The organism is Breznakia sp. PF5-3, from assembly GCF_029504745.1.
Classification (GTDB): domain Bacteria; phylum Bacillota_I; class Bacilli_A; order Erysipelotrichales; family Erysipelotrichaceae; genus Breznakia.
Map to the genome: position 1 here is coordinate 1 of NZ_JAQFIQ010000007.1, position 20,420 is coordinate 20,420.

Consider the following 20,420-nt stretch of genomic DNA (forward strand, 5'->3'; position numbering starts at 1 on the left):
AAACGAATCTATTATCTATTAATTAGAGTGTAAATGCAATCGATATTGAAGGCGATGCTTCTGTTTGATTACATTACATATTATACGAGGAGGAAGTTTATGAGTGAAAAGGAAAAGCGTATAGAACCAACTGAAATCGATGTAGAAAAGATGTTAGGTGATAGTTATGCTATATGGCTACAACTTTGTGAACATCATGAAAAGCTTGATAATATATCATATGAATGGAAAATGTATACTAAAAAAGTAGGTTGGACAATGCTTATTAAGCAAAAGAAGAGAACATTATATTATATGATTCCTAGCCTAGATAAATTTATGGTTTCTTTTGTATTTGGTGAACGTGCTGTACAAGTGATAAGTGAAAGTGAAATTGACAAAGCTTTAATTGAACAACTTTTAAATGCAAGAAAATATATGGAAGGTAGAGGATTGCAGGTTGAAGTGGAAAATAATCATATGCTTGATGATATCATTCATCTGATTCAAATTAAAATAGAGAATTAAATTACATTATGTGAATGTGTATAGGAGATAGAGAAATAATGATATAATACTCTTAATAATAAGGAAGGTGAAGATATGAAAATAGGTTATGCAAAAGTTGATATTACTCCAGATGTGGGAGTATCATTAGCTGGTTACATAGAGGATAGAAAATCAGAGGGTATACATTCACCATTATATGCAAAAGCATTGGTCTTAAAACATTGGCGTAAAACCTATCTTTGGTTATCGCTTGATTTAATTGCAATTGATCATGTGTTTTTAGTGCGTTTCAAAGAAGAATTGAAAAAACATCATTTTCATTTTGAAGATATTGAAGTCTTTGCAACACATACCCATTCAGGGCCATGTGGAACATGCGAAGTAGGTGCATTTGCAGATGTTTTTGGTGAAGTTGATCATGAATATATAAAGCAAGTAGCCATCAAAAGTGTACATGCAGTAAAAGAAGCGATGATGGATTTTGGGAAATTCAAACTAAGTATTGCCCAAAGTGAGTTGAAAAATTTTGCGACAAGTCGACATAATAAAGATATTTTAATTCCCAATACATTAACGACGATTTTGTTTACTAGAGATAAAAAGAAAGAAGATATTTTACTTTATCATTTTGCATGCCATCCAACGGTATTGCATCATGAGAACAAGGAAATTTCTTCTGATTTTGTAGGTTGTATCGAAGAACGTTTAAAAGAACAATATTCAAACGTAATGTTCTTGAATGGATCTTGTGGAAATATAAGTACTCGTTTCACAAGAAAAGAATCTAGTTTTGAGGAATTGGAAAGATTGGCATCGGTAGCAGTAAAACAAATTTCCACTACTTTAAAAACAAGCAAACCAATCGAGATAAATAAATATAAGGCATATCATTATACTTATGATTTAAAAAAACGTGAATTGGAAAGTGAAGTAGAAGCAAAGCAAAAATTGGATGAAACAAAAGCAAAGCTTGAAGCTGGAATCAAGGAAGGCTTAACACCACAGGCATTGCGATTATTAGAATCATATTATGAAGGTGCACAAGCAAATTACCGCTTAATCATACATGATGATGGTGCACCATCATCAGAAATTCATTTGGCGATTATTCAATTTGGTGATTATTATGTGGTTTGTGTTCCTGCTGAATTGTTTCATTCATTAGAAGAAAAAATTGAATGTGATCATTGCATAGTGATTAATTATGCAAATGGATATCATGCGTATATTGCAGATCAAGAAGCTTATGAACAGGAATATTATGAATCGATGATGAGTTATTATGCATCAGGAGAGGGTGAAAAGATGATTGCATATATCAATCAAAAATTAAAGGAATTGCATACATAAAGAGAATGGAAACATTCTTTTTTTTGTAAAAAATGAAAGGGGATAAGAAAAAAGAGTCATTTGCTTGGCATTCTATAAATTTGCGATAGAATAAAAATTATAAGGAGGACTTTAAGATGAACACACAAGATCAAATGATAATTGATACCTTACGCATGCTATCTATAGATATGGTTGAAAAAGCAAATTCTGGACATCCAGGAATGCCGATGGGTGCAGCACCAATAGCATATACATTGTTTTCTAAGAATATGAAAGTGAGCCCCAATCATCCTGATTGGTTTAATCGTGATCGCTTTGTGTTATCAGCAGGCCATGGTTCAGCCTTACTATATAGTATTCTGCATCTGTATGGATATGGTCTTTCAATAGTGGATTTGAAAGCCTTTCGACAACTTCATAGTAAGACACCTGGACATCCAGAGTATCGTCAAACCAAAGGTGTTGATGCCACAACAGGACCACTAGGACAGGGGATTGCTATGGCTGTAAGAATGGCATTGGCAGAACATCATTTGGCTGCAAAATATAATAAAGAGGATATATCCGTGATTGACCATTACACATATGCTATTTGTGGAGATGGAGATTTAATGGAAGGAGTTGCTAGTGAAGCTGCTTCCTTGGCAGGACATTTACAATTGGGAAAGTTGATTCTTTTATATGATTCCAATGATATTTCCTTAGATGGAGATTTAGCGATGTCTTTTTCAGAGGATGTGAAAAAACGTTTTGATGCATATCATTGGCAAGTGTTACATGTAGAAGATGGGAATGATGTCGATGCGATTGATGAAGCAATCAAAGCAGCCCAAAAAGAAACCAGACCTACCTTGATTGAAGTAAAAACAACCATTGGATATGGTTCCCCAAATAAAGGAGGAACGGCGTTGAGTCATGGTTCACCTTTAGGGCAAGAAGAGGTAGCATTGGTAAGAGAAAAATATGGTTGGAAATATGCACCTTTTGAAGTTCCTAAAGAAGTTAAGGAAGTACTTTTAACGTATCCAAGAGCAGGAAATCAAGAGGTAGCGCAGTGGGAAGCAACCCTTCAACAATATAAGGAAAAATATCCAGATGATTACAAGGAGTTAAAACGAGTAATCCAAGGTGTGTTGCCAAAAGATTATGATGCATTCTTACCAAATTATCAAATTGAGGATGGCAAAATTGCAACACGTAGTGCTTCAGGAGCAATCATTAATGCACTCGCTGAAAAAGTTCCCGAATTCTTTGGTGGTTCTGCAGATTTAGGTGGATCTAATAAAACGTTTATAAAAAAAGAAGGCGCTTATCGTAACACAACGCCAAAGAATCGTAATATTTGGTATGGGGTTCGTGAGTTTGGAGAAGCAGCAATGATGAATGGAATATCTTTACATGGTGGTTTAAAACCTTTTGGGGCAACTTTCTTTGTGTTCTCTGATTATATGCGGGCAGCCATTCGTCTAGCAGCACTTATGCAATTACCAGTAATTTATGTATTTACACATGACAGTATTGCGGTTGGTGAAGATGGTCCTACCCATGAACCAATTGAACAACTTGCATCTTTAAGAGCAATGCCTAATTTAAATGTCATTCGTCCTGCGGATGCAAAAGAATGTGTAGCAGCATGGAAAGAAGCAATGACAGCTACACAACCAACAGCACTTATCTTATCACGTCAGCCATTACCTATTTTAGATGTAAAACAAGAAGTTATAAATAAAGGTGTTAAAGCTGGTGCTTATCTTGTTCGTAAAGCGAAAAAACAAGCAGCAGCAATTCTTATTGCAACGGGTTCTGAAGTAGCTTTGGCATTGGATGTTCAAAAGGAATTGTTAGATAGAAACATTGATGTTAGTGTAGTGAGTATGCCAAGTTGGAAAAATTTCAAATCCCTAAACCCACAAGAGCAAGAACGATTGTTACCAAAAGATTCTATTAAAATATCGATTGAGGCAGCTTCTACCTTAGGCTGGCATGAGTTTGTAGGAGATAGAGGGTTAGTGATAGGGTTAGATCATTTCGGTGCTTCAGCACCTGCAAAAGACATATTTGAAGAATTTGGTTTTACAGTACCTAAGATTACCAATCGTATTATTACTCATTTAAGAAAATAAAAAAGGATGCATCTGCATCCTTTTGGTCTTTTGTCTTATACAACTTCAACATTTATTGCTTTATCACCGCGAGTATCTGTTTCAATATCAAATTTCACGTAATCGCCTTCTTTTAAAGATTTGAAACCTTCACTTGCAATACCTGAGAAGTGAACGAATACATCTTTACCTGCGTCGGTAGTGATAAACCCAAAACCTTTTTCATCGTTAAAGAATTTTACTTTTCCTGATTCCATTATTAAGACCTCCTAACTATAATATAAGAAGTCTAAACCCAAAATGCTTTGATCAAAGTACAACTTAATTACGTGATTATAATAACATAAGTTCATCTGATAAGCAAATTATTTCGTTTTATGTATAATTAAAGAGAAGGAGTATTGCAATGAAAACATATAAATTTGAAGCAGTTATTAAAAAGGTACCTGACATTGATGGTGCTTATGTGGAAATACCATTTGATGTGAAAGCAGAATTTAATAAAGGTAGAGTTCCTGTTCATGCTACCTTTGATGGTGAACCATATGATGGTAGCTTGGTTAGAATGAAAACAGTAAACCATATTATTGGAATTCGTAAAGATATTCGTAAAAAGATAAATAAGCAACCTGGGGATAGGGTGCTTGTAACCCTTGTGGAGCGTAGTAAATAGGAGAAGATAAAATGAAAATACAAAGAAAAACAAAAGCTATCATCTATGTAGATGAACATGGAAAAGAACTAGCAGCATTAGAGTATAAAGAACATCAAAATGTATATTATTTGATGAGCACCTATGTGGATCCTTCACTACGAGGACAAGGGATAGCAGGGAAACTATTAGATGAACTTATTGTCTTGTTGGAAGAAAAGGGAGCAACGGCTTCACCAGTGTGTTCTTATAGTGTTTCTTGGTTTCAAAAACATCCTGAATACGAAAAATATTTGAAGAAGTAAAAAAGTCATAATGCTTAATTAATAGGCATTATGACTTTTTCTTTATTCGTTAGTATTCTTTATATGATTTAATGTTCCACCAGCTTTGATAAGCTCAATATCTAAGTTACTTAGATGATGGTCTACAAGATATTGTTTATCCTTTGTAGTATTTAAGATTTGGATTGGCTTTCCAACTTCTAAGTGATCTAAATCATTGATGTGTAATTCATCCATTTCATCAATTGTATCGTAATCTATTTCGTTTTGGAAAGTTAAAGGTAAGATTCCAAAATTTATAAGGTTTGCACGATGGATACGAGCAAAGCTTTTCGCTATAACAGCTTTAATTCCCAAATACATTGGTGCTAATGCTGCATGTTCTCTTGAAGAACCTTGTCCATAGTTATGACCAGCAACAATATACCCTCCGCCATACTCTTTACATACATCATGGAAATCAGCTTTGTTATTCATAAAGATAAATTCTGATATCTTTTCAATGTTTGAACGATATGGTAATACTTTTGCACCAGCAGGAGCAATATGATCAGTTGTAATATTATCTTCTACTTTAATCATAACCCGTTTATGAATTTTATCATCCAATGGATTATTAATTGGCAATGGTTTAATGTTTGGTCCACGAACGATTTCTTTGCTCTTATCACAATCTGGTTTAATGATCATAGAATCATCAATCATGAATGTTTCGGGCTCTTCAACGATTTCAAAATCAAATTTACGAGGATCACTAATAACACCATTGATAGCACTTACAGCAGCTACTTCTGGTGATACTAGACATACTTTTGCACTTAAAGTACCACTACGTCCATAGAAATTACGATTGAAGGTTCTAAGGGATAAAGCATTGGTAATTGGAGATTGTCCCATTCCAATACATGGACCACATGTTGATTCTAAGATTCTAGCTCCACTTGCAATCATATTGGATAAAGAACCATTTTTGGTAATCATTTGTAACACTTGTTTACTACCAGGACTAATTACTAGACTGACATTAGGATTTACAGTGTTGTTCTTTAAAATATTACCAACTGTTGTAAGATCTAAATATGATGAATTGGTACAAGATCCAATTGCTACTTGATCAACCTTTAAGCCTTCTACTTCACTAATGTTTTGTACATTATCAGGAGAATGAGGCATTGCAATCATTGGTTCTAGTGTGTTTAAATCAATTTCATAAGTTTCATCATAAACTGCATCCTCATCTGCATGTAATTCCACATATACATCTTCACGATGTTGTTTTTTAAGAAATTCATAAGTTACTTCATCACTTGGAAAGATGGATGTTGTTGCTCCTAATTCAGCACCCATGTTACAGATTGTAGCACGTTGAGGAATGGTTAATGAGCGTACTCCATCACCTGTATATTCAATGATCTTACCAACTCCACCTTTGACACTCATAAGTTGTAATACTTTTAAGATGATGTCTTTACTAGATACACCTTTTGATAGCTTTCCACTTAGTTTTACATTTACAACTTTTGGAGCGGTAAGAAAGAATGGTCTTCCTGCCATGGCACAAGCAACATCTAAACCACCAGCACCCATAGCGATACTACCAACACCACCAGCGGTTGGTGTGTGTGAGTCACTTCCTAATAATGTTTTTCCTGGTGCTGCAAAACGTTCTAAATGAACTTGATGACAGATTCCATTTCCTGGTTTTGAAAAATAAATACCATATGCATTTGCCACCGTTTGTAAATATTTGTGATCATCTGCATTTTCAAAACCACTTTGTAAGGTATTGTGATCCACATAACTGATAGATAGATCCGTTTTTACTTTATCGATACCCATTGCTTCCAGTTGTAGATAAGCCATTGTACCTGTTGCATCTTGGGTTAATGTTTGGTCAATTCGAATTCCAATTTGTTCTCCTTTTTTATAAGATCCTTCAACTAAATGATCTTTTAAAATTTTTTCGCAAAGTGTTGCCATATATGTCCTCCTTTATTTTGATACCTATTATATCATAATTTTTCTTAGTTTTTTTAATGAATAATGGTATAATCTATACCATATAAACTTTGGGGGTGAGAAAAATGAACGATTGTATTAAGCAATTTTTTGAAAAAACAAAAGAAATAGGGAAAATTGAAAATCATTTATACAAAGAATATTCAGTGAAAAACGGTCTTCGTAATGAAGATGGTACAGGTGTTCTTGTAGGTCTTACAAAGATCAGTGATGTAGTTGGATATTGTCGCGAATGTGATACCAAAGTAGATATGCCAGGAGAATTATATTATCGTGGGATTGATGTTAAGGATATCATTGCAAATGCATCAAAGCGCAATGCTGATGTATTTGAAGAAGTATGTTTTCTAATTTTGTTTGGATATTTACCAAATGTAGAAGAATTTGAAATCTTTAAAAACGAATTGCATAAAAAATATGCATTACCAAAAGGCTTTTTAGAAAATAAAATATTGCGTTCACCAACACATAATTTAATGAATAAACTGCAACAGGATGTTTTAACATTATATGCATATGATAAAACACCAGATGATGTAAGTGTTGATCATATTCTTGATCAAGGATTGCATATTGTATCAAAGGTACCAAGTTTGATCTGTTATAATTATCAAAGTAAGATTCATTATTTTGATGAACAGAGTATGTTTATTCATCATGTTGATCCAAGCTTATCATTTGCGCAAAATATTTTACAAATGATTCGTCCTGATCGCAAATTTACAGATATAGAAGCAATGGTTTTAGATATTGCACTAGTGTTACATGCAGACCATGGTGGAGGAAATAATTCAACTTTTGTGAATGTTGTAATGTCAAGTAGTGGTACCGATATTTATTCTTCATTTGCGGGAGCGATAGGTTCTTTGAAAGGTCCAAAACATGGAGGAGCAAATTTAAAAGTTTGTGGTATGATGGAACAAGTAATCGAAACGATAGGGTATAGTGAAGATGAAGATGAAATCAGAGCGATTATCAAGCGTCTATTAAATAAAGATTTCTATGATCAAAGCGGTCTTGTCTATGGAATGGGACATGCTGTTTATACGATTAGTGATCCACGTAGTGAAGTTTTATGTGATGCAGCTTATAAACTTGCTAAAGAAAAGCAGATGCTAAAAGAATATAAATTTTATAAACGTTTTGAAGAAGTTGCCAAAGAAGTTATCTATGAGCATAAAGGAATTCGTTGTTCTAGTAATGTGGATTTCTATAGTGGATTTGTTTATGAAATGCTGAATATTCCTAAAGATATGTATACCTTATTATTTGTTTGTGCAAGAACGATAGGTTGGTTAGCACATAATATTGAAAGTCAATTGTATAGTGGTAAAATCGTTCGTCCTGCAACAAAATATGTTGGCGAACTACAAGAATATGTAGAACTAGAAAAAAGAGGAGAATAAAAATGAAAAACATTACAGTATTAAAAGGCGATGGAATCGGTCCTGAAATTTGTAAAGAAGTTGTTCGTATTTTAGAAGTATTAAATTTAGATTTAAACTTTGAACTTCATGAAGTTGGTGAAGCATGTTATGAAAAAACTGGAGCTTTGATTCCTCAAAGTGTATTTGATTCTATTGAAAAAAATAAAGTGGTATTAAAAGCACCAATTACAACACCTATTGGTAAAGGGTTTAAAAGTTTAAATGTACAATTACGTAATAAATATGATTTGTATGCGAATATTCGCCCTGCAAAATCAATGCCAAATGTGAAAACACCATTTGAAAATATTGATATTATTACATTTAGAGAGAACACAGAAGATTTATACATTGGACAAGAAGAAATGATTGATGAAAATACAGTTCATGCGATTAAGCTTATTACAAGAAAAGCAAGTGAGAGAATTATTCGTGCAGCCTTTGAATATGCAATTAAAAATAATCGCAAGAAGGTAACTTGTGTTCATAAAGCAAACATTTTGAAGCAAAGTGATGGAATGTTCTTACGTATCTTTAATGAAATAAAAGCAGATTATCCACAAATTGAAGCAAACGATATGATTGTTGATAATACATGTATGCAATTGGTTATGAGGCCAGAGCAATTTGATATTATGGTTATGCCAAACTTATATGGTGATATCGTATCGGATCTAACAAGTGGTTTAATTGGTGGGTTAGGGTTATTGCCTAGTAGTAATTTAGGAGATGACTTTGCAATGTTTGAAGCAGTACATGGAAGTGCTCCAGATATTGCAGGACAAAACAAAGCAAATCCAATCGCTTTATTATTAGCAGCATGTTTAATGTTGGATTATTTGGGATATGAAAAAGAGGCAGGTGCAATCCGCAATGCAATCGATGAAGTCTTGATTGAAAATAAAGTCAGAACGGCTGATTTAGGTGGTACAAGCTCAACAACTGAATTTGGGGATGCGATTATCGCAAAACTAGCATAAGAAACTTAGGTATTTAAATACTTAAGTTTTTATTATTTATGAAAACAATAATGAAATATTTGCCTTTTTCTAGTATGATATAAGGTAATAGCAGTTTTTAGGGGGAACATGATGAAGAATCGATCATTTTATATATTTGCACTTTCATTAGCACTACCGAGTATCATTCAACAATTGGTTACCAATGTATCACAATTAGTTGATAATTTTATGGTGGGAAAACTTAATGAAGTATCTATTTCTGGTGTTTCCATTGCGAATCAAGTATTTTTTATTTTTACTGTTGTTGTATTGGGATTAAGCGCAGCAGGCGGAATTTTTATTTCTCAGTATCGAGGAGCACAAAACGATGAAAAAGTTACTGAAGTATTCAGAGTTGTATTGATCTTTAATATCATAACTGGAATTATTTTCTTCTTGTTGATGAATATTATTCCTGAAAAAATCTTATATTTATTTACCGAAGATAAAGCTACTGTTGCAATTGCCATGACATATATGGGATATATCAAATATACATTCTTAATTTATTCTATTGCTATTGCAATCAGTGGAAGCTTTCGTTATTGTGGGTTAGTTAAAGTATCCATGTATATTGCAATTATTAGTGTATTAACAAATGTTTTCTTCAATTATTGTTTCATTTATGGAAACTTAGGATTTCCTAATATGGGAGTATCAGGTGCAGGATTAGCAACCTTGATTGCTCGTATTGTTGAGGTGGTAATAGCAATTGGTCTTGCTAAGGTATTGGATACACCAATCAAAACTCGAATTAAGGATATGTTTAAGTTTGAACGTTTTATTTTAAAGAATTATATAACAAGAGGATATGGGTTGGTAATCAATGAATTCTTTTGGGCTTTTGGTATTCAGATGACCAATGTAATTTTCACCCAACGGATTAGTAGTAATATTGCTGCTTTGAGTATTGCCAATGCAATGATTAATTTAATCTTTATTGGAATGGGTGGAATGAGTGTTGCGATTTCGATTATTGTTGGGAAAAGTCTTGGGAAAAGTAATTTTGAACAAGCAAAAGTGGATTCAAAGAAATTACTTAAACTCAGTGCTTTTGTAGGACAGAGTTTAGGAATTATCATTTTAATTGTATCTTATGTGATAACAGGATTTTATGAAATTAGTGATAGTACACGTTCTATGGCACGTCTTATCATTACTATAGCAGCGTGTTTTAGTTGGCTATATTATTTAAACACAAGCTCTTTTTTCACCCTTAGAGCAGGGGGAGACACCAAGAGTGTCTTGTTGATGGATTCTGGTTTTATGTGGGTAATTAGCATTCCAATAGCCTTCTTATTTGGTGTTTTACATCTTTATATGCCTCTTCATTATTTTTTGGTTCAACTTCTTGATTTATTAAAATTAGTCGTAGCGAGACATCGATATCGTAAAGGTGTCTGGTTAAATAATTTGACAATTCATAAGCAAAACAATGCCTAGGTTATAATAAAAAATATAGGTATCAGTTTCATATTGTAGTATAATAAAAACAAATACAGAGAAAAATACTTTGCTAGGTTTATATACTTAGCAGGAAGGGAATGTAAGATTATGTTGAAGAAACTAGTATCTAATATGGGGGTTGTTTTATACCCATTATTGTTAGTTGTGTTATTTACAACGTTGATAAAGTTTGACACAGTATCAATTGCAAGGGAGCAAATAAGCTATTTTGATATTGTTGCTAATTATGGGATTTATTTCTTAAGTGTATTACTCTTTCTATATGTGTATATGATTCATCGAATTTCATTTTCCTTGTGGAGTGTAGTCATTGGGTTACTTATTTCTATTTCGTGTACGATTCCACAATTTATTAAAACGATATCATCATCACTTTATAGCAGTTTATTTCAACAATCAGAAGCAACAATTTTAGTCTTTGGGATAACGGTGATCATATATATAGGCTTAATTTTTGTATATATGAAAAATCGTATGAATTATCGAAATAAGACAAATCGTATTGATTTCACAAATTTATATTCTAAATAATATGCTTGATTTTTATAATTTATAAGCAAAAAAAGGACTTATGTTTTTGAAGAAACATAAGTTTTTTGATGCCATAATTTATAAACTACATAGCAAATAGAATTCAGTAAATGTATATTATTATATGATATTTAATGAAGAGTATATTTAGAATAGTATAGAGGTTAAGCATATGATGTACAATTTAAAAAAAGAAAATCTAATTGATCAACTAAAAAAATTAAGAAATTTAGAAATGGAGGAAATATGGGAAATAGATGACAAGTTAGATTTTTTGATAGCATTGCAGAATTACATTGGTGATAAGTGTCATTATGGGGAAAAGTTATATGAATTAACAAAGGAAGAGCGAGTAGTATTTTTATGTCAGTTATTTCAAATGGAAATTTACCATGGAAGTTTTACTTGTGCATATTATAATTATGCTGGTAATTTTATGTATGAGTATCCAAAAGCGTTTCGAGCATTGAAAGCGGAAAGTTATGCTGTGTTGATTGAAAAGGCAAATCAAACCTTCGATGAAAAGTTACCAACCGATATGAATAAAAGGCGTGAGATATTAGAAACATCTTATAATGAACGATTTGAAATGTTACTTCAGTATGATTATGCGGTTCATCATCCAATGATTGAAGAAACGTATAACATTATTGAACTTTGCTATGCGTATATTATGGAAAACAAACACTGTTTTAACTAAATAATATATGTGACGTAAACACACGAATATGCTATAATTAGAAGCAATTGAGGTGAACGTATGTATAAATTAATTTGTATAGATTTAGATGGTACATTATTGGATACAAGACAACGTATTTCTGCGAAAAACAAAGATGCAATCCGTAAGGCTTTAGATAAAGGCATTGAAGTTGCAATTGTTAGTGGAAGACCAAATTGTTTCACGATTCGAGTTATGAATCAGATTTCTGGAAGAATGGGACATATTACATTTAATGGAGCATATTATCGAGTTGCGAATAAAACAAAGCAATTTCCAATCAATCCAGATACAGTGAAAAAAATTGCGAAATTGGCTAAAAAATATAATGTTCGTGTGTTCTTTAAAAATAAGAATTTATCAATGTGTACAAAAAGTGATCCAGGAATTTTAGATTATGATCAATTTAAGACACAGACACCATTAAAAGATCAAATGGATATGTTATACAATATTGATGTTGATCAGATTTTAGAAGAACAAGATATCGATATTTTAAAAATCTTTGCTTGGGATACGGATTTGGATGGTATTCGTAAAATGCGTGAAGAACTTATGAATTTAGATGGTATTAACTTATATTTATACGATGAGTATTTTGAAATGTCTAGTGATCAAACTTCTAAAGGAAAAGCGATTCTAAATGTTTGTAAGGATTTAGGGATTAGTGCGAAAGAAGTGGTTTGTATAGGAGATAATTATAATGATTTACCAATGTTTGAAATTGCTGGTTTAAGTGTGGCAATGGAGAATGCACCAAAAGAAATTAAAGAAAAAGTGGATAAGGTAACCCTTACCAATGATCAAAGTGGAGTTGCATATGCGATTGAAAACTTTGTGTTGAAGGAGAACAAATGAAATATCCAACGGTGAGAATCGATAAAATCCCACGAGGATTTAAGCATTGTGAAATAGCAGTTCTTGTTGCTTTTTCTTTTCATGGAGAAGATGCTTATATAGATGGTGAAGAAAAAGAAGCAAAGGCAGCATATGCAAAATTCATTAAGAAAGAAGTAGTGGAATTGATGGACAGCTTTATGACTATTTTTCGTCCTGTTAATTTCCCATATAAAGATAAGTTTATTGTAGCTTTGAAAGATAATGCAAATGAATATCAAGTAAAAGAAATATTAAATAAATTGTTAATCGAAATTGATCATTTTACAGAACATAAGTTCAAAGTAGAAGCTCATATTTTAAATGGGATGCTTATGGAAAATGATGATCCAACGATATTCAAAGTGAAAAAAGTTGGATTACCACTAGAAGACAGTGAGGAATATGCGAAAAGTATATTTAAACCAGAAGGGAAAATGGATTTAAAAGAACTTAGCTATATTACACCATATGCGGAATTTAAAGTAACCAAATGGAAGAAACAAGCAGAATGATAAAGCACATGAATTTGTGCTTTTTTTATCTGAACAAAAAATTGGCACTTTTATATTGACAGTGCTAAAAAGAAGTATTACAATACTGTTAGCACAATTGATAAGCGAGTGCTAAATGGAGGTAGTAATATGGCAAGAAAAAAAGCGTTTAAAGCAGAGTCCAAACGATTGATGGACTTGATGATTAATTCAATCTATACACATAAAGAGATTTTTCTTAGAGAGTTGATATCCAATGCATCAGATGCAATTGATAAACTTTACTATAAATCTTTAAGTGAAAAATTAAGTGATGTAAACCGTGATGAATTTCGTATTGATATTGCGTTAGATAAAAATGAACGTACAATTACCATTAGTGACAATGGTATTGGTATGAGCAAGGCAGAATTGGAAGAAAACTTAGGAACGATTGCAAAGAGTGGATCTTTTGATTTTAAAGAAAATAATGAAACAGATGAAGATGTTGATATTATTGGTCAATTTGGGGTAGGTTTCTATTCTTCTTTTATGGTTGCTGATAAAGTAGAAGTAATTTCAAAACAATATGGAAGTGATGAAGCGTATCGTTGGTATAGTGAGACTAGTGATGGATATGAAATTAATAAAATAGATAAAGATACAAATGGTACAATAATCACATTGTATTTAAAAGAAAATACAGATGATGAAAATTATGATGAATATTTGGAAAGTCCTACAATTCAAAGATTGATTCGTAAGTATTCGGATTATATTCGTTATCCAATTTATATGGATGTTGAAGAAAGTCGTAAAAAAGAAGACAGTGATGAATATGAAACGATTGTAGAAAATAAAGTGTTAAACTCAATGGTTCCCCTTTGGAAACGAAATAAGAGTGAAATTAGTGAAGATGAATATAATAACTTTTATATGGATAAATTCCAGGATTATAATCCTCCATTGAAAGTAATTCATACAAATGTGGAAGGAACTGTTTCATTTAATGCATTGTTATTTATTCCTTCAAAAGCACCAATGAATTATTATTCAAATGACTACGAAAAAGGATTGCAGTTATATTCATCTGGTGTCTTTATCTTAGATAAGGCGAGTGAATTGATTCCTGAGCATTTCCGCTTTGTACGTGGACTAGTTGATTCTCAAGATTTATCATTGAATATTTCTCGTGAGATGTTGCAACATGATCGTCAATTACGGGTTATTGCAAGTCGTATTGAAAAGAAAATTAAGAGTGAGTTATTAAAGATGCTTCGCACGGAAAGAGAGAAGTATGAAGAATTCTGGAATACCTTTGGTATGCAGATTAAATATGGTGTTTACAATGAGTTTGGAGCTCATAAAGAGCTGTTACAAGATTTATTGATGTTTTACTCGTCAAAGGAAAACAAACTTGTTACCCTTGATGAATATGTGAATAGAATGCCTGAAGATCAAAAAGAGATTTACTTCATCAGTGGTGATAGCATTGATAAAATTGATAAATTACCACAAGTTGAATTACTTAAAAACAAGGAGTATGAAGTATTGTATTTAACTGATGATGTAGATGAATTTGCACTACAAGTATTAGGTACATATAAAGAAAAGCAATTTAAAAATATCTCACAAGGAGATTTAGATCTTGCAAGTGATGAAGAAAAAGAAAAAGTTGAACAAACAGCAAAAGATAATGAAGACTTATTAAAAGTGATTAAAGAAGCTTTAAAAGATGAAGTAGATGATGTAAAGATATCAACTCGTTTAGTAAGTCATCCAGTGGTTCTTAGTGCTGCAGATGGGATGTCATTTGAGATGGAAAAAGTACTTAGCCAGATGCCTAATGCAAATCCAACCGGGATGAAAGCAAGTAGAATTCTAGAGATTAATCCAAATCATGAATTGTTTAAAGCATTGCAAAATGTATATGCGAACAACAAAGAAGAACTTACTGATTATGCACAGATTTTATATGATCAAGCATTGTTGATGGAAGGCTTTCAAATCAAAGATCCAATTGAATATGCAAATAAAATTGCAAAATTGATGGTAAAAGCAAACAGTTAAAAATAGATGAATTGTATAAAAGACCGTATAAGGCACATAAAAAGTGTGCGTATACGGTTTTTTATATACTCGTTAGTGTTAAGAAGAATTTACAAAGAAGTTTTAGTTTTATTAGAGTCTTTGATATAATAAAACATGAGGTAATCATAATGATAAAAAATATAGTCTTTGATATTGGAAATGTACTATTAGAGTTTAAACCAGCTGAGCATTTCAAAGATATTAAAAATGCTAATCAGGTATGTACATATATATTCAATTCATCCGCATGGGAAGCATATGATTTAGGGTTAAAGTCCTTAGATGAAGTGAAAGCGGAATTAATTATGAATTGTAAAGTGTATAAAAATGAAATCAATGAACTACTATCACGTTGGACAGAAGTATTAAAACCTAAAGGGACAATTCCCTTTATTAAATTGTTTAAAGAAAAGGGATACTCAGTATATTTATTATCAAATTTATCATTGGATGCAGCAAATTATATCGAAGCAAATTTTTCGCTTTTCCATGATGTAGATGGATATGTTTTATCTTATTTGGAACATCAGGTAAAACCCAATGCAGAGATTTATAAAACATTAGCAAATCGTTATGATTTGAAATTTGAAGAGACTTTGTTTTTAGATGATTTAAAAGCAAATGTAGAAGCTGCAAAAGCTTTGGGAATGAAAGTTATCCATTATACAGATGATGTATCTGTGGAAATAAAATTACAAAAAGTATTGAAAGGGGCGGACGATGTTAAGAAAGGATCAAATGGTGAATGGTGAAATAGAAGCTATTCAACCAAACGGATTAGGAGTGTTTATGTATAAGAAGGACAAACTTTTCATGAAGTATGTTCTAAAAGGTGAGAAGGTAAGTGGGAAGGTAGTTAAAAAAATACGTGATGGGTATTTGGCAGAACTGGTACAAGTACAAAAACCATCTAGTATCAGAACAAAAGTGAAGTGTTCATATTTTCAAAAATGTGGAAGTTGTAATTATTTGCATATGTTATATCCATTTGAATTAAAACAGAAGACAGAAGCGGTGAAACAACTTGCAAACAAAGGTAAAATAAACATTAACGTTCATAATTGTGAAGGTTTAGAGGAACCTTATGCATATCGTAATAAGTTGGCACTAACATTTACAAAAAATAGAAAAAATGATGTTATTGCTGGGTTTTATGAACCACTATCTCACAAGGTGGTAAACATCGATAAGTGTTTGTTGCATGATGATGCAACAAATACATTAATCAAGGATATTAAGGAAGTTGTAAAGAAGTGTCGTTTAGATATCTATGATGAGAATAAGCGCACTGGTTTTTTGCGTCATGTATTAGTGCGTGAAAATACAGATAAAAAATTTATGGTGACATTTATAACAGCTGAAAAAGAATTTAAAGGAAAGAAGAAATTCCTTCAAGAGTTGTTGAATAGGAATGAACATATCGAAGCAGTTGTACAAAATATAAACAATCGTAATACGAGTGTTCTTTTAGGTAATCAAGAATATGTACTTTATGGAAAAGGATATTTCTATGATACACTTTGTGGCTTAACTTTTAAGATATCACCGAAGTCTTTTTACCAAATCAATCATGAACAATGTGAAAAACTATATGATAAAGCATTGTCTTTATTGGATTTAAAAGGTGATGAAGTAATTGTTGATACATATTGTGGTATTGGAACGATTAGTTTATTAGCTGCTCAAAAAGCAAAGCGTGTGATGGCAGTAGAAGTAAACAAGGATGCCATTAAGGATGCAAATATAAATAGAGAATGTAATCATATTGATAATATTGAATTTTTTGCCCAGGATGCAGGAGCATTTATGCAAAAGTTAGCAAGTGAAAAGACAATGGTGGATGTAGTAATTATAGATCCAGCAAGAGATGGGTGTGATGAGAATTTCTTACAAGCCCTAACAAAGTTGAAACCTAAAAAAATAGTGTATATCTCATGTAATCCAGAAACTCAAGTACGTGATCTTAAATATTTATCTAGACAGTATACGTATAAAGACATGTATCTATTTGATATGTTTCCAAAGACAAGTCATGTAGAGAGTGTAGTGTTGATGACGAGAGATAATCAAAGGAGAGATTTATGATACGAGAAATTATAAATAGTGACTTCGATGAATTAATGAAATTATACACTCAACTGCATAACAATCCATTTCCAGTGAGAAATAATGAAATGATGGCTTTGTGGGATAACGTAATCAATGATACTAATCATCATATAATTGTTGCTGAAGAGAACGGAAGAATTGTTTCCTCATGTGTATGTGTGATAATTCCTAACCTAACACGAAACCAACGTCCATACGCATTTATTGAGAATGTCGTAACTGATGAAGCCCATCGAAAAAGAGGACTTGCAACAGCTTGCTTGAATTATGCTAGAGACATTGCCCTAAAAGAAAAATGTTATAAAATGATGTTGTTGACTGGCTCAAAGCAAGAAAGCACTTTGCATTTTTATGAGCGAGCAGGTTATAAAAGGAACGATAAAACAGCGTTTATTCAGTGGTTGTAACATCTATTCCGTCAACACAACCCCAAGTATCCGCATTAATTCAATCCACTCACCGCATGTAGAGAGTGTAGTGTTGATGACAAAAGGGAAAGCATAATACTTAACAAGTGAGGAGGATGATTTATGAGCTCTGAGTGGTCAGATTTGAATAAAACCATGCAAAATCAAATAAAGAAAAAAGATTCTTTTAATGATGGGATTAATACATTGTTAGAATTACGCAAGGGGTTGTTGAAGGAAATTTTCAAGTTCAAAGACACTATAAAGAGAAATGATTTTGATAAGATACCATTTATAAATGCAAAGGGATATCACAACAAGACGATTGTTTATTCACTTTGGCATATTTTTCGGATTGAGGATATCGTTACACATACGTTAATCCAAAAAGATAAGCAAATTTTCTTTGATAAGGATTATCAAAAACGAATAAACTCTCCTATCATTACTACTGGAAATGAATTAGTAAAAGAAGAAATTTCTGATTTTTCCAAAGACCTTAACTTGGATGAACTCTATCAATATATAGTTGATGTTAACGAAAGTACGATAGAATTGTTAAGAAATTTGTCTTATTCTGATTTGAAAATCCAAATGAGTAATATGGATAAAGAACAAATAAAAGAGTTAAAGGTTGTAAGTGATGATGAAAATGCTGCTTGGCTGATTGATTACTGGTGCAAAAAAAATATTAAAGGATTAATTACAATGCCTTTATCAAGGCATTGGATAATGCATGTTGATGCCTGTTCCAGAATCTTAAAGAAAGTATTGTGAAAATGAACAGCTTAGATTTTATAAATATAATATCTACATTAATTTCATCAACATTTAAAATTTTATTGACAACGCTTACATTATAAGGTATTCTAACATTGAAGATTGATCGTTAGGGTTGTGATTTTTATTTAATAATAGAAAGCAAGGCCTATCATCCAATTAGTAATTGGTTTGATGGTGCATTGCTTTTTTTTGTTAAAAAACAGAGGAGGTAAATAATGGAAATATTATATAGCCCAGTCAAAGGGTGTGCGATTAAATTAGAAAAGGTGAATGATGAAATGTTTTCACAAAAAATGCTAGGTGATGGAATTGCAGTTATACCAGAAAATGATGAGTTTGCTTCACCGATTGATGGAGAGATAACACTTGTTTATGAAACGCAACACGCAATTGCAATAAAAACAGAAAAGGATACAGAAATATTGATTCATATCGGAATCGACACAATGAATTTAGAAGGAGAACCCTTTGACACAAAAGTAAAAGTTGGGGATAAAGTAAAAAAGGGCGATTTATTAACACGAATTAATTGGAGTATCATTTTGAAAAAGGGGTTAGAAAAGGTGGTGCCAATTATTGTGTTAAACAAAGAAGTGCAAACAGTGGATAACAATGAAGAAATAGAGATAGAAGTAGGAGATCCATTGTTAAGTATTGAATAGATTATATGGAGGTAGCCAAAGATGATTGCAAAGAAAGTTTATAACAACAATATAGTTATGGCAATTGATGAAGATAGTAACGAAGTAATTCTTGCGGGAAAAGGGGTTGCCTATGGATTGAAAAAAGGGGATACGATAGATAAACATAGAGTTGAAAAGAGGTTTGAATTAAAAAAGGATACAAGAACTCGGTTTGGAGAATTGATTCAAGATATACCATTAGATTATGTCATTATTTCAGAAGAAATAATTGCTTATATAAAAGAAAAAAGTGGTAAGAAAATCAATGATAGTATTTATGTAACATTAACTGATCATATAGTTAATTCTATCGAAAGAATTAAAATGGGAATAGATTTTGATATGACTTTATTGGTAAATGTAAAAACGTTATATAAAGAAGAATTCAAATTAGCATTGCACGCAGTAGATATGTTAAGAGATTATTTTAAAATTACGTTTAGTGATGATGAAGCATATTTTATTACTTTGCATATTGTAAATTCTCAGTTTGAATCCAACATGATGGAAATGTATACAATAACATCTATATTAGAAAATATTACGAGTATTGTTAATCAAAACTTTGATATTGATATAGAGGATAATTATAATTATGATCGTTTTATGACACATTGTAGATTTTTTATTCAAAGGATTATTAATCAAGAACACTTTGAGCAAAATAGTGCTTTGAATTATACATTAATGGAATCCGCAAAAGAAAAACTACCAAAGCAAATGGAGTGTGTGAACGAGATTGCTACATATGTTGAAAAAAAATATGGATATGTAACCAGTGAAGATGAAAAGATGTATTTACTTTTTCATTTAGGAAGATTAACAGAATAGAATAGATAATAAACGTATCTTGGGGTTGTTTGTTTTACTAATTTACCAAATGCGACAATGTATTTAAATACATGGGAATACGTTATTATACATCAAGCAAAAAAAAGGATATATGTAATAGGAATTGTTTGGTGATTTAAAA

The 20,420-nt window shown here is 31.8% G+C and carries 21 protein-coding genes; 19 read left to right on the plus strand and 2 right to left on the minus strand.

Features of this window, described 5'->3' with window-relative positions:
- Positions 1–99 precede the first annotated feature (99 nt).
- The 3 genes from M2475_RS02690 (at position 100) to tkt (ending at position 3,944) form a co-directional block, all read left to right on the plus strand.
- Positions 100–507 carry a DUF3788 family protein gene (locus tag M2475_RS02690; protein ID WP_277489427.1) on the plus strand — a complete coding sequence of 136 codons (408 nt, stop codon included), beginning with the start codon at positions 100–102 and terminating at the stop codon, positions 505–507.
- Between the two features lie 75 nt (positions 508–582).
- Entirely contained in the window at positions 583–1,839 is a 1,257-nt protein-coding gene (locus tag M2475_RS02695; RefSeq protein WP_277489429.1) for a neutral/alkaline non-lysosomal ceramidase N-terminal domain-containing protein, read from the plus strand.
- A gap of 116 nt (positions 1,840–1,955) precedes the next feature.
- On the plus strand, positions 1,956–3,944 hold the full coding sequence (gene tkt / locus M2475_RS02700; RefSeq protein ID WP_277489430.1) for a transketolase: 1,989 nt from the start codon (positions 1,956–1,958) through the stop codon (positions 3,942–3,944).
- A 35-nt stretch (positions 3,945–3,979) separates the two neighbouring features.
- On the opposite strand, the gene M2475_RS02705 is transcribed toward tkt, so the two are convergent.
- Complete coding sequence (locus M2475_RS02705; protein ID WP_277489431.1) at positions 3,980–4,180, minus strand: cold-shock protein; 201 nt, start codon at positions 4,178–4,180, stop codon at positions 3,980–3,982.
- A 143-nt stretch (positions 4,181–4,323) separates the two neighbouring features.
- Here M2475_RS02705 and M2475_RS02710 point away from each other — a divergent pair, with 143 nt between their 5' ends.
- Complete coding sequence (locus M2475_RS02710) at positions 4,324–4,596, plus strand: DUF1905 domain-containing protein (RefSeq protein ID WP_277489492.1); 273 nt, start codon at positions 4,324–4,326, stop codon at positions 4,594–4,596.
- Positions 4,597–4,607: 11 nt separating this feature from the next.
- Positions 4,608–4,880, plus strand: a complete 273-nt coding sequence (locus M2475_RS02715; RefSeq protein WP_277489433.1) for a GNAT family N-acetyltransferase — start codon at positions 4,608–4,610, stop codon at positions 4,878–4,880.
- Positions 4,881–4,922: 42 nt separating this feature from the next.
- Here M2475_RS02715 and M2475_RS02720 read toward each other — a convergent pair whose 3' ends face one another.
- Positions 4,923–6,839: an aconitate hydratase gene (locus M2475_RS02720; protein ID WP_277489434.1), complete on the minus strand. Its 1,917-nt coding sequence runs from the start codon at positions 6,837–6,839 to the stop codon at positions 4,923–4,925.
- Positions 6,840–6,943: 104 nt separating this feature from the next.
- Here M2475_RS02720 and M2475_RS02725 point away from each other — a divergent pair, with 104 nt between their 5' ends.
- The 14 genes from M2475_RS02725 (at position 6,944) to M2475_RS02790 (ending at position 20,278) form a co-directional block, all read left to right on the plus strand.
- On the plus strand, positions 6,944–8,284 hold the full coding sequence (locus M2475_RS02725) for a citrate synthase (protein ID WP_277489435.1): 1,341 nt from the start codon (positions 6,944–6,946) through the stop codon (positions 8,282–8,284).
- 2 nt (positions 8,285–8,286) lie between these two features.
- Positions 8,287–9,285 carry an isocitrate/isopropylmalate dehydrogenase family protein gene (locus tag M2475_RS02730; RefSeq protein WP_277489436.1) on the plus strand — a complete coding sequence of 333 codons (999 nt, stop codon included), beginning with the start codon at positions 8,287–8,289 and terminating at the stop codon, positions 9,283–9,285.
- A 111-nt stretch (positions 9,286–9,396) separates the two neighbouring features.
- The gene (locus M2475_RS02735; protein ID WP_277489437.1) at positions 9,397–10,749 is read left to right on the plus strand and encodes an MATE family efflux transporter; all 1,353 of its coding nucleotides are present in this window, start codon (positions 9,397–9,399) and stop codon (positions 10,747–10,749) included.
- Positions 10,750–10,860: 111 nt separating this feature from the next.
- Complete coding sequence (locus M2475_RS02740) at positions 10,861–11,304, plus strand: hypothetical protein (RefSeq protein ID WP_277489438.1); 444 nt, start codon at positions 10,861–10,863, stop codon at positions 11,302–11,304.
- Between the two features lie 172 nt (positions 11,305–11,476).
- Complete coding sequence (locus M2475_RS02745; RefSeq protein ID WP_277489439.1) at positions 11,477–12,004, plus strand: DUF4375 domain-containing protein; 528 nt, start codon at positions 11,477–11,479, stop codon at positions 12,002–12,004.
- 60 nt (positions 12,005–12,064) lie between these two features.
- The gene (locus tag M2475_RS02750) at positions 12,065–12,883 is read left to right on the plus strand and encodes an HAD family hydrolase (RefSeq protein WP_277489440.1); all 819 of its coding nucleotides are present in this window, start codon (positions 12,065–12,067) and stop codon (positions 12,881–12,883) included.
- Positions 12,880–13,416: a hypothetical protein gene (locus M2475_RS02755; RefSeq protein ID WP_277489441.1), complete on the plus strand. Its 537-nt coding sequence runs from the start codon at positions 12,880–12,882 to the stop codon at positions 13,414–13,416. Before M2475_RS02750 ends, M2475_RS02755 begins: the two co-directional genes overlap by 4 nt.
- Positions 13,417–13,545: 129 nt before the next feature.
- Positions 13,546–15,444, plus strand: coding sequence for a molecular chaperone HtpG (gene htpG / locus M2475_RS02760; protein ID WP_277489442.1), 1,899 nt, complete (start codon positions 13,546–13,548; stop codon positions 15,442–15,444).
- A gap of 149 nt (positions 15,445–15,593) precedes the next feature.
- Positions 15,594–16,217, plus strand: a complete 624-nt coding sequence (locus M2475_RS02765) for an HAD family phosphatase (protein ID WP_277489443.1) — start codon at positions 15,594–15,596, stop codon at positions 16,215–16,217.
- Complete coding sequence (rlmD, locus tag M2475_RS02770; protein ID WP_277489445.1) at positions 16,186–17,550, plus strand: 23S rRNA (uracil(1939)-C(5))-methyltransferase RlmD; 1,365 nt, start codon at positions 16,186–16,188, stop codon at positions 17,548–17,550. The genes M2475_RS02765 and rlmD overlap by 32 nt, the downstream gene beginning before the upstream one ends.
- Complete coding sequence (locus M2475_RS02775) at positions 17,547–17,981, plus strand: GNAT family N-acetyltransferase (RefSeq protein WP_277489446.1); 435 nt, start codon at positions 17,547–17,549, stop codon at positions 17,979–17,981. The genes rlmD and M2475_RS02775 overlap by 4 nt, the downstream gene beginning before the upstream one ends.
- 123 nt (positions 17,982–18,104) lie before the next feature.
- Complete coding sequence (locus M2475_RS02780; RefSeq protein ID WP_277489447.1) at positions 18,105–18,758, plus strand: phage head-tail adapter protein; 654 nt, start codon at positions 18,105–18,107, stop codon at positions 18,756–18,758.
- 221 nt (positions 18,759–18,979) lie between these two features.
- A complete protein-coding gene (locus M2475_RS02785) occupies positions 18,980–19,426 on the plus strand; it encodes a PTS glucose transporter subunit IIA (RefSeq protein WP_277489448.1) in 447 nt (148 codons plus the stop codon).
- Positions 19,427–19,447: 21 nt separating this feature from the next.
- Positions 19,448–20,278 (plus strand): PRD domain-containing protein, encoded by an 831-nt coding sequence (locus M2475_RS02790; protein WP_277489450.1) that lies wholly within the window; start codon positions 19,448–19,450, stop codon positions 20,276–20,278.
- Positions 20,279–20,420: the final 142 nt, after the last annotated feature.

Bases quoted from the DNA above. Each gene is read 5' to 3' on its own strand.
- M2475_RS02750 (WP_277489440.1), top strand. From the start codon at position 12,065: ATGTATAAATTAATTTGTATAGATTTAGATGGTACATTATTGGATACA.
- M2475_RS02695 (WP_277489429.1), top strand. From the start codon at position 583: ATGAAAATAGGTTATGCAAAAGTTGATATTACTCCAGATGTGGGAGTA.
- M2475_RS02720 (WP_277489434.1), bottom strand. From the start codon at position 6,839: ATGGCAACACTTTGCGAAAAAATTTTAAAAGATCATTTAGTTGAAGGA.
- tkt (WP_277489430.1), top strand. From the start codon at position 1,956: ATGAACACACAAGATCAAATGATAATTGATACCTTACGCATGCTATCT.
- M2475_RS02740 (WP_277489438.1), top strand. From the start codon at position 10,861: ATGTTGAAGAAACTAGTATCTAATATGGGGGTTGTTTTATACCCATTA.
- M2475_RS02745 (WP_277489439.1), top strand. From the start codon at position 11,477: ATGATGTACAATTTAAAAAAAGAAAATCTAATTGATCAACTAAAAAAA.
- M2475_RS02735 (WP_277489437.1), top strand. From the start codon at position 9,397: ATGAAGAATCGATCATTTTATATATTTGCACTTTCATTAGCACTACCG.
- M2475_RS02730 (WP_277489436.1), top strand. From the start codon at position 8,287: ATGAAAAACATTACAGTATTAAAAGGCGATGGAATCGGTCCTGAAATT.
- rlmD (WP_277489445.1), top strand. From the start codon at position 16,186: ATGTTAAGAAAGGATCAAATGGTGAATGGTGAAATAGAAGCTATTCAA.
- htpG (WP_277489442.1), top strand. From the start codon at position 13,546: ATGGCAAGAAAAAAAGCGTTTAAAGCAGAGTCCAAACGATTGATGGAC.
- M2475_RS02690 (WP_277489427.1), top strand. From the start codon at position 100: ATGAGTGAAAAGGAAAAGCGTATAGAACCAACTGAAATCGATGTAGAA.
- M2475_RS02755 (WP_277489441.1), top strand. From the start codon at position 12,880: ATGAAATATCCAACGGTGAGAATCGATAAAATCCCACGAGGATTTAAG.
- M2475_RS02790 (WP_277489450.1), top strand. From the start codon at position 19,448: ATGATTGCAAAGAAAGTTTATAACAACAATATAGTTATGGCAATTGAT.
- M2475_RS02775 (WP_277489446.1), top strand. From the start codon at position 17,547: ATGATACGAGAAATTATAAATAGTGACTTCGATGAATTAATGAAATTA.
- M2475_RS02780 (WP_277489447.1), top strand. From the start codon at position 18,105: ATGAGCTCTGAGTGGTCAGATTTGAATAAAACCATGCAAAATCAAATA.
- M2475_RS02715 (WP_277489433.1), top strand. From the start codon at position 4,608: ATGAAAATACAAAGAAAAACAAAAGCTATCATCTATGTAGATGAACAT.
- M2475_RS02705 (WP_277489431.1), bottom strand. From the start codon at position 4,180: ATGGAATCAGGAAAAGTAAAATTCTTTAACGATGAAAAAGGTTTTGGG.
- M2475_RS02725 (WP_277489435.1), top strand. From the start codon at position 6,944: ATGAACGATTGTATTAAGCAATTTTTTGAAAAAACAAAAGAAATAGGG.
- M2475_RS02765 (WP_277489443.1), top strand. From the start codon at position 15,594: ATGATAAAAAATATAGTCTTTGATATTGGAAATGTACTATTAGAGTTT.
- M2475_RS02785 (WP_277489448.1), top strand. From the start codon at position 18,980: ATGGAAATATTATATAGCCCAGTCAAAGGGTGTGCGATTAAATTAGAA.